Below are 14012 nucleotides of genomic sequence, written 5' to 3'. Positions count from 1 at the left end.
CGCTTGCTATCGTGCGCCGATGTCACGCATCTTCTCCCTGGCCGTCATCGCCGCCGCCTCGTTCGGTGTCCTCTCCTGCGCGACGGTGCCCGCCACGAGGAAAGAGGCCATGTCCACATCCGACCGCTTCGGCGACGTACGTGTCACCACGCATCGCGACGGCGACGACCTGTTGAGCGCGGGGCTCGGCTTGCGCGGACTCGCCGGTACGCCCGCGGCATTCGCCCGGCCCGCCGCGCCGACGCCGGCGGAGCTTCGCCGGCGCGCGATCCAGGGTAGCTGGAAGGGCATCGCGGATCTCGGTCCCCTTGGCGGCTTCGGCAAGATCTATGGACAGGTGCCGAATGTCCCGGGCCGCGAGTTCACCGCGTTCGCCACCTTGCCCGGCGCGCGCGTTCCGCACCGCGTGCTGGTCCAGGTGCCGGACGATTTCGATCGCACGAAACGTTGCCTCCTCGTGACCGCCTCGTCAGGGTCGCGCGGCATCTACGGCGCCATCGCCCTGGCCGGCGGCTGGGGGTTGCCGCGAGGCTGCGCCGTGGCATACACCGACAAGGGCACGGGCGCCGGTTATTTCGACACGGCGGATGGCACCGGCGTCGCGCTGGACGGCACGCGGGCGAAGGCTGGCGAGGCGCCGCTGGAATTCGAACCCGCGGGAGCGGCACCGGACGCCGGTATCGCGGTGAAGCATGCGCACTCGGGCGACAATCCCGAAGCCGACTGGGGCAACCATGTATTGCAGGCCGCGCGCTTCGGCCTGGCCATGCTCGACCGTGCCTTTCCCGACGAAGCGCCCTTCACGGCGCGGAACACCCGCATCATCGCCACGGGCCTGTCCAACGGTGGCGGCGCGGTGCTGCGTGCGGCGGGCGACGACGAGGACGGCGTGCTCGCCGCGGTCGTCGCACTGGAGCCGAACATCCATGTGCCGGGCCATGGCCGACCCTTCTACGACTACGCCACGGAGGCCGCGCTGCTGCTTCCGTGCGCACTGGCCGCGCCGGCTTTCGACGGCGTGCCCTTCGCCCGGGTGGCCGGCGCGGCGCCGCCGGCCTGGGCCTTGCGCTGCGCGTCATTGCGGGCCCACGGCAAGCTCACCGCGGTGGCGCCAGGCGCGCAGGCCGCCGAGGCCCTGGCCATGTTGCGCGCCTCCGGATGGCAGGACGATGCGTTGGCAGTGGGTGCTTCATCGACCTCGCTCGATCTCTGGCGCGCGGTGACGGCCGCCTATGCCTCCGCCTATCTCCGGCGGCCGGTGGGCCGCATGCCCTGCGGATTCTCGTATCGCGCGCAGTACCCGGCCGGAGGCCTTGCCGATCCGGCGGCCGCGATCGTCCGCGCCGCCTGGTGGGCCGATGGCTCCGGCGTGCCTCCTGGTGCGGGCGTGCTGCTCGCCGGGGGCACCGACCTCTCGCTCGATCCGACCTTGCCCGGCAACCTGTGCCTGCGCGAACTGTGGACGGGGCAGGGGCCGGATGCCGACGGCCTGCGCCAGGGCGTCGAGGCCACCCTGGCCCGGCTTCCACGTGCGGGCCTGCCGATCCTCGTCGTCCATGGCGCGCAGGACGGCTTGATCCCCGTGGCATTCAGTTCCGAGCCTTACGTGGCGTGGCTGCGTGCGTCGGGGCGCCTGCCGGTGTTCTGGAAGGTGCCGTATGCCCAGCATTTCGACGCCTTCCTGGCGTTCCCCGACTTCGGCGACCGTCATGCCCCGTTGCTGCCGTTCGGATACGCCGCGCTGGACCGTGCCTGGGCCCATGTGGCCGAGGGCAGGCCGTTGCCCGAAGACGCGGCCGTGCGCGAGGCGCGTCCCCGCGGTCCCGGTGCGTTGACCTCGGAAAACCTGGGCTTGCCCTTGCATTGAGGCCCTCATCACGCCTTCTTGCTTGAACTCTTGGGATTCGGGCGCCATCTTCGGTAGCCTTTGCAGCCCCCCGGCCCGGACGCGCGAAGCGCCCGGGCCGACTTTCAACGAGTTACAGGAATCGCGATGACCATCAACGTCACCATGAAGACGAACAAGGGCGACATTCACCTGCGCCTGCATGACGAGAAGACCCCGATGACGGTGGCCAACTTCGTCAACCTCGCCAAGCGCGGCTATTACGACGGCCTGTCGTTTCATCGCGTGATCCCCGATTTCATGATCCAGGGCGGCTGTCCGGAAGGTTCGGGCCGTGGCGGCCCGGGCTATCGCTTCGGCGACGAGTTCGACATCAGCCTCAAGCACGACAAGCCGGGCATCCTGTCCATGGCCAATGCCGGCCCGGACACCAACGGCTCGCAGTTCTTCATCACGCACGGCCCGACCCCGTGGCTCGACGGCAAGCACAGCGTGTTCGGCGAGGTCGTGGGTCCGGAAGACCAGGCCGTGGTCAACAAGATCGCCGGCGACGACATCATCGAAAAGGTGACGGTCGAGGGCGACGTGGACGCGCTGCTGGAGAAGCAGGCGGCCAAGGTGAAGGAATGGAACGAGGTGCTCGACGCGCGCTGAGGCGGGCGAGGGTGCATCGAGGGAGAACGCCGCCTTCGGGCGGCGTTTTCGTATCCGGGTATCGCCGCTGAAGCGGCTCCCACAGGCGCGCGACTTCGCCCACGGGTGCGGCAGGCCTTGTGTGGTGGGAGCCGCTTCAGCGGCGATCCGCGCGGCAGCGCGGCCAGACCTCCGCACCCCGTGTTAAAATGCCCGCCTTTGCCCATCCCCCGCCGAGGAAACGATGCCGCAGCTCGCCAAGCGTATGGGTCGCGCCAAGCCCAGTGCGATCATGGTCATTGCCGAGAAGGCCAAGCGCCTGAAAGCCGAGGGGCGCGACATCGTCAGCTTCTCGATCGGCGTGCCCAACTTCCTCCCCGGCGAGCACGTCTACGCCGCCGCCCGCGAGGCGCTGGCGAAGGACTCGGGCCAGTACGGCAGCAATCGTGGCGCCGACGCGCTCATCGACGCCTTCCTCGCGCACATCGAGGCCCTGGGCCTCACCGGCTACACCCGCGCCAACGTCACGACCGGCGTGGGCGCGAAGCAGGTGCTCTACAACCTCGCCGAAGCCCTGCTCGACGAAGGCGACGAGATCGCCTTCCCGGCGCCGTACTGGACCAGCTACCTCGACATCGCCGAGATCGTCGGCGCGAAGATCAACATCCTGCCGTGCCCGCCGGAGCAGCACTACAAGCTCACGCCGGCCCAGCTCGATGCCGCGCTGGCGCGCAAGCCGCGCGTGTTCCTGTTCAACAACCCGTCCAATCCCACGGGCATGGTCTACACGCGCGACGAAATCGTCGCGCTGGCCGACGTGATCGCGAAGTATCCGGACACCTGGATCATCACTGACGACATCTACAACACGATGGTGTTCGACGGCGTCGGCTATCACAACTTCGTGCACGTGCGCCCGGAACTGAAGGACCGCGTGATCTTCGTCGACTCGCTGTCGAAGACCTACGGCATGCCGGGCTGGCGCGTGGGTTTCATCGCCGCGCCCGAAGCCGTGGCGCTCGCCGTCACGACGCTCAATTCCAACCACATCACGAGCCTTCCCGAAGTGGTCGGCGCCGCTGCCGTCGCCGCGCTTTCCGGTCCGCAGGACGTCCCGGCGGCGAAGTGCGCGGAGTTCGCGGCCAAGCGCGACCGCGTGTACAACGCGCTGGTTTCCATTCCCGGCGTGGTCTGCCCGCGTCCGCAGGGCGCGTTCTACGCGTTCCCGGACATCTCCGTGGCCTTCGGCAAGAAGCACAACGGCATGGCCATCGAGTCAGACGTGGACTTCTGCGCCGTGCTGCTGGAAGCCAAGGGCGTGGCCTGCGTCCCCGGCTCCGCGTTCGGCGAGCCACGTGCGCTGCGCATTTCCTATTCCTGCCCCGACGAAGCACTCGACAAGGGCATGGCCCGTATCGTCGAGTTCTTCGCCGAACTGAACTGATCGTCAGTCCCAAGCGATATCCCCGAGGAGTCGAAAGATGAAAGCACCCGTTCGCGTTGCCGTCACCGGCGCAGCCGGCCAGATCGGTTATGCCTTGCTGTTCCGTATCGCCGCCGGCGACATGCTGGGCCCGGACCAGCCGGTGATCCTGCACCTGCTCGAGATCACCCCGGCCTTGCCGTCCCTGCAGGGCGTGGTGATGGAACTCAACGACTGCGCGTTCCCGACGCTGGCCGGCGTGGTCGCCACCGACGACGTGAACGTCGCCTTCAAGGATGTCGACTACGCGCTGCTCGTGGGTGCGCGTCCGCGCGGCCCCGGCATGGAGCGCAAGGATCTGCTGGAAGCCAACGGCGCCATCTTCGGTCCGCAGGGCAAGGCCCTGAACGACCATGCCAAGCGCGACGTGCGCGTGCTGGTGGTCGGCAATCCGGCCAACACCAACGCGCTGATCGCCCAGCAGAACGCGCCGGATCTCGATCCGAAGTGCTTCACGGCCATGGTCCGCCTCGACCACAACCGTGCGCTGTCGCAGCTGGCCGAAAAGACCGGCGCGCATACGACCGACATCAAGAAGGTCACCATCTGGGGCAACCACAGCTCCACGCAGTACCCGGACCTCCACGAAACCACCGTGAAGGGCAAGGCGGCGCTCGACCTGGTCGATCAGGCCTGGTACGCCGATACCTTCATCCCGACCGTGCAGCAGCGCGGCGCGGCGATCATCAAGGCACGCGGTGCCTCGTCGGCCGCCTCGGCCGCCTCGGCGGCGATCGACCACATGCGCGACTGGGCGCTCGGCACGGCCGAGGGCGATTGGGTCTCCATGGGTATCCCGTCCGACGGCTCCTACGGCATCGAGCCGGGCGTGATCTTCGGTTACCCGGTCACGGTGAAGGATGGCAAGTACGCCATCGTCCAGGGCCTGAAGATCAACGAGTTCTCCCAGGCCCGCATCGACGCGACCGACAAGGAACTCCGCGAAGAGCGCGCCGGCGTGCAGCACCTGTTCAAGAAGTAATCGCGGCAGGCCGGATCTGAAAAAGTTTCGGTCTGGTAGTCGAACTCCTGTTGGTAGCCGTCGGGTGGGAGCCGACCTTGTCGGCGATCCCGCGGTAGCGGGCCCGGTTTAGGCAAGCGCCCATCGCCGACAGGGTCGGCCCCCATCAAAAGCCGCGCCGCGAGGCGCGGCCTTTTTGTTTGGCCGAAAGGACTGCTACCTTCGGCGTGCGTTCCGAAGGTGGCGAGGAATCCGCTTCATGGCCCACAGCTCACGACTGGTTGTCTATGCCGCGCTTGCGGCCAACGTCGGCATCGCCATCGCCAAGTTCATCGCGGCGGCGGTCAGCGGCAGTTCCGCCATGCTCTCCGAAGGCGTGCATTCGCTGGTCGACAGTATCAACGAGGTCTTGTTGCTGCATGGACTGCGCCGCTCGCAGCGGCGACCCGACCGGCAGCATCCACTGGGATTCGGGAGGGAGCTGTATTTCTGGAGTTTCATCGTCGCCTTGCTGGTGCTGGCGCTCGGTGCGGGCTTTTCGTTGTACGAGGGCGTCAACCACATCCTTTCGCCGGAACCGCTGCGCGATCCCACGCTGAACTACATCGTGCTGGCCGTGGGCGTGATCTTCGAAGGCACGTCCTGGTGGCTGTCGCTCAAGAGCGTGCAGCGGAAAAAGGGCAAGCTCGGCTACTTCGAGGCGTTCCGCAGCACGAAGGACCCGACGACCTTCTCCGTGTTGTTCGAGGACAGCGCCGCGCTGATCGGCCTCGCCATCGCGGCAGTAGGGGTGTATCTCTCGCACGCCTTGGGCGATCCGCGCATCGACGGCTGGGCTTCGATCGGCATCGCGGTGGTGCTGGCCCTGGCCTCGGCGATGCTCGCGCGGGAGAGCAAGGCCCTGCTCATCGGTGAGCCCGCGCAGCCGCACCTGCTCGCCGATGTCTGTGGCATCGCGGGAAAAGTGGAAGGCGTGGCAGCGGTCAACGGCGTGCTCACCGTGCAGGTGGGGCCGGACCATGTGCTGGTGGCGCTATCTGCCGCCTTCGACGACCGCCTGACCACGGTGGAGATCGAGCAGTGCGTGCGGACGATCGAGGCGCGGACGAAAGAGGCCAAGCTGCCGATCGTTGCGCTGTTCATCAAGCCGCAAACACCGGAAAGCTGGCGCGAACGCCTGCGCGAACTGGACGGCGAATCCTGAGAAAGAGGAAAGTCCTGATGGGAGCCGACTTTGTCGGCGATCCGTCCCTTGGGGAAAGGAAAGTCCTGGTGGGAGCCGACTTTGTCGGCGATCCCGCGGCAGCGGGCCAGGTTAAGGCAAGCACCCATCGCCGCTGAAGCGGCTCCCACAAAGAAGCGGCTCCCACCAGGATCACTCACTCAGGAGTGATCGCCTTCCTTTGGCGGCTTGCCGCGACCTTCGATGTGCCCGCCGAAGCCCATGCGCATCGCCGAAAGCAGGCGCTCGGCATAGGTGTGGTCCTGGCGCGAGCGGAAGCGGGCGAACAGCGCGGAGGTGAGCACCTCGGCGGGGACGGCTTCCTCGATGGCGGCGTTGATCGTCCAGCGGCCTTCGCCGGAGTCGTCCACGTAGCCGGAGTAGTTGTCCAGCTCAGGACCCTTGGCCAGGGCGCTGGCGGTGAGGTCGAGCAGCCAGGAGGACACCACGCTGCCGCGGCGCCAGACTTCGGCGATGTCTGCCATGTCGAGCTGGTAGCGCTCGCGCTCGGGCAGGTAGCTGGCGTTGCGGTTCTTCAGGATATCGAAGCCTTCCGCGAACGATTGCATCATGCCGTACTCGATGCCGTTGTGGATCATCTTGACGAAGTGGCCCGCACCGGCCGGGCCGGCATGCATGTAGCCATTCTCGACGCGCGGGTCGCGGCCTCCGCGGCCTTCGGTGCGCGGGATGTCGCCGGCGCCCGGGGCAAGGGTCTTGAAGATGGGGTCGAGGTAGTCGACGGTCTGCTTGTCGCCGCCGATCATCATGCAGTAGCCACGGTCGAGGCCCCACACGCCGCCGGAGGTGCCGACGTCGACATAATGCTGGCCCTTGGCGGCCAGGGTCTCCGCGCGGCGGGCGTCGTCCTTGTAGAACGTGTTGCCACCGTCGATGACGATGTCATCCTTGCCCATCAGGTCACTGATCTTGGCGATCGTGGTCTCGGTGATCTCACCCGCGGGCAGCATGACCCACACGACGCGGGGCGAGGGCAACGCCTTCACAAGGGCTTCCAACGACTCGACGGCTTCACCGCCGTCCTTCGCGAGCGCCGCGCGGGCGTCGGGATTGTTGTCGTATACCACGGTCTGGTGACCGTCCCTCATCAGGCGGCGGGCGATATTGCCGCCCATGCGGCCCAGTCCGATCAAACCGATTTTCATGCGTGGGGTCCTCGATGTATGGAACGTGGGGAATATGCGGATGTCCACGCGGTATGCAAGGTATACCTAGGGATGTAAGCGGGCGGCGGGGCCCGGATGTGTACATTTCCAGGCCCGCTGGTGCGGTCCGCGCGGAGGTCCAGCCAGGGATGGCTCCGCCAATAGTGCGTTTTGACGCAGCGTAAGTCGACCGCTTTCGTCATGCGATGGCCGCGTCCGTCCTTCGCCGGCCTGACTTTCGGCAGGGTAGAGCCGGGCTTCGATTGCCGGTTACGCTCAGGGGTCGTCCCCTGGATGTCCCCGATGAAAAACGTTGCCCGCCTGTCGCTCGCCGCCGTTACCCTCGCGGGGGCGCTGGGCGCCACGGCCGCCACCTTCGATCCACGCGAGACCTTCGCTCCGTTCACTTATCCGCAGCCCGTGAATGCGTACCGTTCGGGCAGTGGCCTGCCGGGTCCCCTGTTCTGGCAAAACCGCGCGGACTACGATCTTGCCGCCACGCTCGATCCGGTCAAGAACACCATGACGGGCAAGGCGACCATCCATTACACGAACAACAGCCCGGACGCGCTGGACGTGCTCTGGCTGCAACTGGACGAAAACCGCTTCACGGCCGATGCCCGTGGCAATTTCACCTCGGGCAAGGCGGAGAAGCGCCATACCGGCGGCTATCGAATCGCCTCGGTGACGGTGGAGCAGGGTGGCCGGGAGGTCACCGTGAACTATGTCGTCAGCGATACGCGCATGCAGGTGAGGCTGCCGGTGGCCGTGCCGGCGCATGGCGGCAAGGTCTCGCTGACGATCGCATATTCCTACGACCTGCCTGGCGACTTCGGTGGCCGCACGGGCTTCGCGCCGTCGAAGAACGGCAACATCTATGAGATGGCCCAGTGGTATCCGCGCATGTGCGTCTACGACGACCTGCGCGGCTGGGACACGGCGCCGTACCTCAACAGCGAGTTCTACCTGGAGTACGGCGATTTCAACTACGCCGTCACCGTGCCTTCGGACATGATCGTCGCCGGTTCGGGCGAACTGGTGAACGCGGAGGACGTGCTTACCGCCACGCAGCGCGAGCGCCTGGTCAAGGCACGCGAAAGCGACAAGACGGTGATGATCCGGACGCCCGCCGAAGTGACCGACTCCGCCAGCCGGCCGAAGAAGGGTGGCACGCTCACCTGGAAGTTCCGTATGCGGAACACCCGTGACGTGGCCTTCGGCGCCTCGACGGCTTACGTGTGGGATGCGGCACGGATCAACCTGCCGGAAGGCAAGAAGGCGCTGGCCATGTCGGTCTATCCGGTGGAAAGCGTCGGCGACGCGAGCTGGGGGCGTTCCACCGAATACCTGAAGGCGTCCGTGGAGCATTTCTCCAGCAAGTGGTACCCGTATCCCTATCCGGTGGCGATCAACGAGGCCGGTTCGGCGGCGAGCGGCATGGAGTACCCGGGCATCGTCTTCGACCCGATGAAGGCGCCGGCCAAGGCGCTGCACATGGTCACCGCGCACGAGATCGGCCATACCTGGTTCCCGATGATCGTGGGCAGCGACGAGCGCCGTAACGCATGGATGGACGAAGGGTTCAACACGTTTATCGACGTCTATGAAGCCGACGCCTTCAACCATGGGGAATTCGCCCCCAAGCGCGACGGCGAGTACGCCCCGAAGGGCGGCAATCCCGTCGACGAGATCCTGCCCCTCCTGGCCGACGCGGATGCGCCGCCGCTGCTGATGGGCGCCGACATGGTCAAGGAGAAGTACCGCCACCCGGCGACCTACTTCAAGGCGGCGCTGGGCCTTGTCCTGCTGCGCGAACAGATCGTCGGTCCGGAGCGCTTCGATCCGGCCTTCCGCAAATACATCGCCACCTGGGCGTACAAGCATCCATCGCCCTCGGATTTCTTCCGCCTGATGGAGAGCGAGACGGGGGAGGACCTGGGCTGGTTCTGGCGAGGCTGGTTCGAAAACAACTGGCAGCTGGACATGGCCGTCACCAAGGTCGATGGGTCGAACGTCACCGTGGAAAATCGCGACCAGCTCGTCATGCCGGCGACGCTTCGCGTCACCTTCGACGACAAGACGACTCGCGATATCCGCGTGCCCGTGGAGACCTGGCAGCAGCACAAGAGCTTCGAGGTGAGCGTGCCGGGCGGGCGGAAGGTGGTGCGTGCCCAGATCGATCCGGATCACGCGATTCCCGATCGCGACCGTTCGAACGACACGTGGCCACGTTGACGGAGGGGCCGGTGTCTCCACGTGCCACCGCCGTCTCCAACCTCTTCGCCATCGTGGTGGCGGCGGTGGCGTGGCCGGCGCTCGTCTTGCAGTACTGGCTGACGATGTGGTCCGGTTTCGAAGGGCTGGCGTTGCTGCGCTTCTTCAGCTTCTTCACCATCCTTTCCAACGTGTTGGTGGGATTGGTGGCCGCGTCGGCGGCGATGGGAGGTAGCTGGGGGCCTCTGGCGTTCTGGCGCCGTCCGCGCGTTCGCGGGCTTGCCGCGGTGTCGATCACGGTCACCTGCCTGGTCTATGCGACCGTGCTGCAGTCGACATGGGAGCCGCTGGGCCCGCAACTCGTGGCGGACAGGGCGTTGCACTACGTGGTGCCGGTGCTGTACCTCGTGTGGTGGATCGCGTTGCTCCCGCACGGGACGCTGGTGTGGCGTGACGCCTTGCGTTGGCTGTGGTTCCCGCTGTTGTTCGCTCTGTGGACCTTCGTCCGTGGTGCCATCGTGCGCGAATATCCGTATCCCTTCCTGGATGTGGATCGCCTTGGTTACGGAACGGTGCTGGTGAACACCTTGCTGGTCGGCGGAGTGTTCCTCGTCTTGGGAACGGCCTTTGTCGCGCTCGACCGCGCCCTGTGCAGGAATCGCCTCAGCGGGACGGGACGCGCCCCCTGACGAGGGCGACTTTCCTGCACATGCCGTGCGCGTCGACTCGGACTACAATCGGCGGATGATCTTCCGCTGGTTCGAATCCCTCATCGACATCTTCCGCGAGGCGCCCGACCGCGCCCCGCCCAAGGGCGTCGTGCGCTTCTACGCCTATTACCTGCGCCAGGTGTGGAAGATATTCGCCGCCGCCCTGGTCGTGGGTTTGGCCGTGGCCTTGATCGAGGTGGCGCTGTTCGACTTCCTCGGCCGGGTGGTCGACATGGCGCAGAAGACGCCCGCGGCGGTGTTCTTCCAGACGCACTGGCGCACGCTGGCCTGGATGGGGTTCGTCGTGGTGGTCTTGCGGCCGCTGACGATGGGACTGCACGACCTTCTGGTGAACCAGACGCTCAGTCCCGGCATGACCAACATGGTCCGCTGGCAGCACCACCGCTACGTGCTCAAGCAGAGCCTGTCGTTCTTCCAGAACGATTTCGCGGGCCGCATCGCCAACCGCATCATGCAGACCGCACCGGCGCTGCGCGAGTCCGCGGTACAGGTGGTCGACGCCTTGTGGTACGTGAGCGTCTATGCCGGCACCTCGATCTATCTCTTCGCCAAGGCCGATGTCTGGCTGGCCCTGCCGCTGGTGCTGTGGATCGCGGGATATGTCGGCATGCTGGTGTTCTTCGTCCCCAGGGTGAAGGAGCGCTCGTGGAAAGCCTCCGAAGCGCGCTCCAAGCTGATGGGCCGCATCGTCGACGGCTACAGCAACGTGATGACGCTGAAGCTCTTCGCGCACACGCATCGTGAAGAAGCGTACGCGAAGGAGGCGATGCAGGAGCAGACCGACAAGGTGCGTTCCTCCAGTCGCATGATCACCTCGATGGATGTCTCCATCACCTCGCTCAACGGGCTGTTGATCGCGGGCACGAGCCTGCTGGCGCTGTGGCTCTGGTCGCGCGGCACCGTCTCCACGGGACAGGTGGCACTCGCCGTGGGCCTGGTGATTCGCATCAACAACATGTCCGGCTGGATCATGTGGGTCGTCAACGGCATCTTCGACAACGTGGGTACGGTGCAGGATGGCATCACCACCCTGGCCCAAGAGCGCACCGTGGTGGACCGTGACGACGCGCTTCCCCTTCGCGTGACGAAGGGCGAGGTCCGTTTCGACAACATCCATTTCCACTACGGCAAGGCCGGCGGCATCATCGGTGGCCTGGACCTGATCGTCCGCCCCGGCGAGAAGATCGGCCTGGTCGGTCCTTCCGGTGCGGGCAAGTCCACCCTGGTCAACGTGTTGCTGCGCCTGTACGACCTCGAGGATGGCCACATCTTCATCGATGGCCAGGACATCGCCAGGGTCACGCAGGAGTCGCTGCGTTCCAGCATCGGCGTGGTCACACAGGACACGTCGCTGCTGCATCGGTCGATCCGCGACAACCTGCTGTATGGACGGCCGGACGCCAGCGATGCCGAGATGGCCGAGGCGGTACGCCAGGCGCGTGCCGACGAATTCATTCCGAGCCTCTCCGACGGCGAGGGGCGCACCGGTTACGATGCCCATGCGGGCGAGCGGGGCGTCAAGTTGTCCGGTGGGCAGCGCCAGCGGATCGCGATCGCACGCGTATTGTTGAAGGACGCGCCGATCCTCGTGCTCGACGAAGCCACCTCGGCACTGGATTCCGAGGCCGAGGCGGCCATCCAGGAAAGCCTGGAGACCCTCATGCGCGGCAAGACGGTGATCGCCATCGCGCACCGTCTCTCGACCATCGCGAAGATGGACCGGCTGGTGGTGATGGAACACGGTGCGATCGTGGAGACCGGCACGCATGCGGAACTGATCGCGCATGGTGGCTTGTATGCGCGGTTGTGGGCTCACCAGACGGGCGGGTTTGTCGGCGTCGAGTAGGCTTCCCGCTCGATCCAGCCGATAAACGCCAGCGCCGCCGCGGACGGCGGGCGGTGCGCGGAATGCACCAGGTAGTACGCATAGCGCGTGGGCAATTCAGGCCCGGGCAAGCGAACCAGCCTGCCATCGGCAAGGTGCGCGGCGGCGAGCCGCGTGCGCGCGAGCACCGCGCCCAACCCCGTCGCCGCGGCGTTCAAGCCGTCGGCCGAGTCGCTGATCGTGTGCATCGTGCCGCCGCGCGGATAGCGAACACCGGCGGCGCGAAACCATTCGCGCCAGCCCTCGGGCGCGATATCGGTGAGAAGGGGCAGGTCGGCGACATCCTCGGCGGCCTGCACCCGCGACGCCAGTTCCGGCGACGCCAGTGGCTGCAACGAATCATCCATGAGGAAGCGCGAGGTCAGGCCGGGCCATTGGCCCAGGCCGTAACGGAGCCCGAGGTCCGGGCCGCCCTCGTCGAAGCGCACCAGGGAGCGATCGGTGTCGATCGACAACCGGACCGTGGGATGCGCGTCGATGAATCGACGCAGGCGGGGCGTGAGCCAGTTGGCCGCGAGCGACGGCAGGACGCTCAGGCGCAGCCCGTTGTCGCGACGGTGCTGACGCAGGCTGTCGAGCACCGATTCGACCTCGGCCAGGGCCGAGCCTGCGGCGTCGGCCAGCAAACGTCCTTCAGGGGTCAGGGCCACGCCACGCGCATGGCGTTGGAACAGGCTCACGCCGAGCGCGGTCTCCAGCTTGCGCACGTGGTGACTCACCGCGCTGGCGGTGAGGTGCAGTTCCTCGGCCGCGTGGGCGAAGTTCTGGTGCCGGGCGGCGGAGGCGAAGGCGGCAAGGGCGGGGAGCAGGGCGGAACGCATCGTAGGGATGAATCAAATGAGAGGCTGGCTTGCAAAGGATGCGCTTGTGCGGCCTCCGGTTCCAGCGACAATAAGACTCAGCCACAAGCGAGGTTCGTATGTCCGCCGCCGATACCCCCGTCGAATCCATCGTGCCCGCCGCCGAGAGGGACTGGCGCACGCCGGTGGAGCTTGTCGCCCTCGGCGCCATCTGGGGTGGTTCGTTCCTCTTCATGCGCGTGGCGGCCAAGGATTTCGGGCCGTTTCCCATGGTGGCCGCGCGCCTGCTGTTCGGCTCGGTGATCCTGCTGCCCTTGTTGTTGCGTGCCCGCAAGACGATCCGTCCCGCCCATCTGTGGAAGATGCTGGTGCTGGGCGCGCTGAGCGCGGCCATCCCCTTCACCTTGTTCGCCTGGGGTGCCGAGCGCGCCCCGGCGGGCATCGGTGCGATCGCCAACAGCATGACGGTGCTCTTCGCCGCGCTGGTGGCCTTTATCGGTTTCGGTGAAAAGATCGGCACCCGCAAGGCCATTGCACTGTTGGCGGGCTTCGTCGGCGTGGTGATCCTGGCCAGCGGGCGCACGGCAGGAGAGAACGTCGCTCCCGCCGCGCTCGCCGGCGCCGCCGCGTCGTTCTGTTACGGCCTGGCCGCCAACCTCATCAAGAAATACCTGTCGGACATCGCGCCCACCGCGGTCGCCGCCGGTTGCCTGCTGGGCGCGACGATCCTGATGGCGCCGCTGGGCCTGCTGACCTGGCCTGATGCGCCCATTCCGGCGAAGTCGTGGCTCTCGGTCATTGCGCTCGGCGTGGTCTGCACGGGACTCGCCTATGCTTTTTACTTCCGCCTCATCCAGCGTATCGGCGCACCCCGTGCCGCCACGTCGACCTATCTCGTGCCCTTGTTCGGCGTGGGTTGGGCTTGGATGTTCCTGGGTGAAGCGCTCACTCCGACCATGGCGCTGGCCGGCGCGATCATCCTCGGCAGCGTGATCCTGAGCCAGAAGCGATCGGCGTGAGTCGTCGGCGGGCGAGCCCTTTCGCCGGGGCTCGCGACGTGGAATAGTCCCG

11 protein-coding genes are annotated in these 14012 nt (G+C 66.6%); 9 read left to right on the top strand and 2 right to left on the bottom strand.

The window, feature by feature from the left end:
• Window positions 1–109 precede the first annotated feature (109 nt).
• The 5 genes from ACN9M2_RS12185 to ACN9M2_RS12165 all read left to right on the top strand — a co-directional run bounded on the left by ACN9M2_RS12185 (window position 110) and on the right by ACN9M2_RS12165 (window position 6127).
• Window positions 110–1867 carry a 3-hydroxybutyrate oligomer hydrolase family protein gene (locus ACN9M2_RS12185; protein WP_426284991.1) on the top strand — a complete coding sequence of 586 codons (1758 nt, stop codon included), beginning with the start codon at window positions 110–112 and terminating at the stop codon, window positions 1865–1867.
• A 126-nt stretch (window positions 1868–1993) separates the two neighbouring features.
• Window positions 1994–2500 (top strand): peptidylprolyl isomerase, encoded by a 507-nt coding sequence (locus ACN9M2_RS12180; protein ID WP_426284990.1) that lies wholly within the window; start codon window positions 1994–1996, stop codon window positions 2498–2500.
• 223 nt (window positions 2501–2723) lie between these two features.
• Window positions 2724–3923, top strand: coding sequence for an aminotransferase class I/II-fold pyridoxal phosphate-dependent enzyme (locus ACN9M2_RS12175; RefSeq protein WP_426284989.1), 1200 nt, complete (start codon window positions 2724–2726; stop codon window positions 3921–3923).
• A 37-nt stretch (window positions 3924–3960) separates the two neighbouring features.
• Complete coding sequence (locus tag ACN9M2_RS12170; RefSeq protein WP_426284988.1) at window positions 3961–4944, top strand: malate dehydrogenase; 984 nt, start codon at window positions 3961–3963, stop codon at window positions 4942–4944.
• Between the two features lie 238 nt (window positions 4945–5182).
• Entirely contained in the window at window positions 5183–6127 is a 945-nt protein-coding gene (locus tag ACN9M2_RS12165; protein WP_426284987.1) for a cation diffusion facilitator family transporter, read from the top strand.
• Window positions 6128–6306: 179 nt separating this feature from the next.
• On the opposite strand, the gene gnd is transcribed toward ACN9M2_RS12165, so the two are convergent.
• Complete coding sequence (gene gnd, locus ACN9M2_RS12160; RefSeq protein WP_426284986.1) at window positions 6307–7311, bottom strand: phosphogluconate dehydrogenase (NAD(+)-dependent, decarboxylating); 1005 nt, start codon at window positions 7309–7311, stop codon at window positions 6307–6309.
• 303 nt (window positions 7312–7614) lie between these two features.
• Between gnd and ACN9M2_RS12155 the strand changes: the two genes are divergently transcribed.
• From ACN9M2_RS12155 to ACN9M2_RS12145, 3 genes are read left to right on the top strand one after another with little or no spacing between them, the layout of a single operon-like run.
• The gene (locus ACN9M2_RS12155; protein WP_426284985.1) at window positions 7615–9546 is read left to right on the top strand and encodes a M1 family metallopeptidase; all 1932 of its coding nucleotides are present in this window, start codon (window positions 7615–7617) and stop codon (window positions 9544–9546) included.
• An 11-nt stretch (window positions 9547–9557) separates the two neighbouring features.
• The gene (locus tag ACN9M2_RS12150) at window positions 9558–10214 is read left to right on the top strand and encodes a Pr6Pr family membrane protein (RefSeq protein WP_426284984.1); all 657 of its coding nucleotides are present in this window, start codon (window positions 9558–9560) and stop codon (window positions 10212–10214) included.
• A gap of 55 nt (window positions 10215–10269) precedes the next feature.
• On the top strand, window positions 10270–12102 hold the full coding sequence (locus ACN9M2_RS12145) for an ABC transporter ATP-binding protein (protein ID WP_426287913.1): 1833 nt from the start codon (window positions 10270–10272) through the stop codon (window positions 12100–12102).
• On the opposite strand, the gene ACN9M2_RS12140 is transcribed toward ACN9M2_RS12145, so the two are convergent.
• Window positions 12069–12962, bottom strand: coding sequence for a LysR substrate-binding domain-containing protein (locus ACN9M2_RS12140; protein WP_426284983.1), 894 nt, complete (start codon window positions 12960–12962; stop codon window positions 12069–12071). The genes ACN9M2_RS12145 and ACN9M2_RS12140 overlap by 34 nt on opposite strands.
• 98 nt (window positions 12963–13060) lie before the next feature.
• Between ACN9M2_RS12140 and ACN9M2_RS12135 the strand changes: the two genes are divergently transcribed.
• A complete protein-coding gene (locus tag ACN9M2_RS12135; RefSeq protein ID WP_426284982.1) occupies window positions 13061–13960 on the top strand; it encodes a DMT family transporter in 900 nt (299 codons plus the stop codon).
• Window positions 13961–14012 lie beyond the last annotated feature (52 nt).

This window comes from Luteibacter sp. E-22 (assembly GCF_049913125.1).
Taxonomy (GTDB): domain Bacteria; phylum Pseudomonadota; class Gammaproteobacteria; order Xanthomonadales; family Rhodanobacteraceae; genus Luteibacter.
This window is presented reverse-complemented; position numbering and strand designations above follow the sequence as displayed.

Coding starts and splice junctions, on each gene's coding strand:
- ACN9M2_RS12185 (WP_426284991.1), top strand. CDS start 110: ATGTCCACATCCGACCGCTTCGGCGACGTACGTGTCACCACGCATCGC.
- ACN9M2_RS12180 (WP_426284990.1), top strand. CDS start 1,994: ATGACCATCAACGTCACCATGAAGACGAACAAGGGCGACATTCACCTG.
- ACN9M2_RS12175 (WP_426284989.1), top strand. CDS start 2,724: ATGCCGCAGCTCGCCAAGCGTATGGGTCGCGCCAAGCCCAGTGCGATC.
- ACN9M2_RS12170 (WP_426284988.1), top strand. CDS start 3,961: ATGAAAGCACCCGTTCGCGTTGCCGTCACCGGCGCAGCCGGCCAGATC.
- ACN9M2_RS12165 (WP_426284987.1), top strand. CDS start 5,183: ATGGCCCACAGCTCACGACTGGTTGTCTATGCCGCGCTTGCGGCCAAC.
- gnd (WP_426284986.1), bottom strand. CDS start 7,311: ATGAAAATCGGTTTGATCGGACTGGGCCGCATGGGCGGCAATATCGCC.
- ACN9M2_RS12155 (WP_426284985.1), top strand. CDS start 7,615: ATGAAAAACGTTGCCCGCCTGTCGCTCGCCGCCGTTACCCTCGCGGGG.
- ACN9M2_RS12145 (WP_426287913.1), top strand. CDS start 10,270: ATGATCTTCCGCTGGTTCGAATCCCTCATCGACATCTTCCGCGAGGCG.
- ACN9M2_RS12140 (WP_426284983.1), bottom strand. CDS start 12,962: ATGCGTTCCGCCCTGCTCCCCGCCCTTGCCGCCTTCGCCTCCGCCGCC.
- ACN9M2_RS12135 (WP_426284982.1), top strand. CDS start 13,061: ATGTCCGCCGCCGATACCCCCGTCGAATCCATCGTGCCCGCCGCCGAG.